Here is a 673-nt window from a genome sequence, read left to right on the forward strand (position 1 = left end):
CTGAAAGCGAACTTCAACGAAGCGGTTGCGAGCCTTCGTTCGCTGATCGGATCGGTGCTGGAGACTAGTCAGGGCCTTCGCACCGGTGCTGGCGAGATCGCCCAGGCGTCGGAGGATCTGGCGCGCCGGACCGAGAGCAATGCGGCGAGCCTGGAGGAGACTTCGGCAGCGCTGGCGCAGATCGACGAGCGCATCAAGGCGACGGCAGCGGCTTCGGGGCGCACCGTCGAGCGTGCCGACCAGGCGATCGGCACCGTCAATGGCGGCCGCTCGAGAGCCGACGAGGCGGTCCAGGCGATGGGCCGGGTGAGCGAGAGCGCCAAGGGCATCGACAGCGTCATTGAAGGCGTCGACAAGATCGCCTTCCAGACCCGGGTGCTGGCGATGAACGCGGCGGTCGAGGCCGGCCGTGCCGGCGAGGCGGGCCGCGGCTTCGCGGTCGTCGCCGACCTCGTCTCGGCGCTGGCCATGCGCGCCGAGGAAGAGGCCAAGCGGGCACGCGACCAGCTCACCGTCACCCAGGCCGAGATCGGCACCGCGGTCCAGGCGGTGCAGAAGGTGGACGGTGCCCTGGCCGACATCTCCGAAGGCGTCGGCGAAGTCCACCAGCTGCTCGGCACGATGGCTTCGGACAACCAGGCCCAGGCCTCGGCCATCACCCAGATCAGCGCGG

1 protein-coding gene is annotated in these 673 nt (G+C 69.8%); it reads left to right on the plus strand.

The window, feature by feature from the left end; all coding sequences use genetic code 11:
* Positions 1-673, plus strand: a 673-nt coding sequence (locus ACRYLT_RS17520; protein WP_482665483.1) for a methyl-accepting chemotaxis protein, incomplete at both ends; no start/stop codon positions are given.

This window comes from Sphingosinicella sp. SM1-17 (assembly GCF_056821765.1).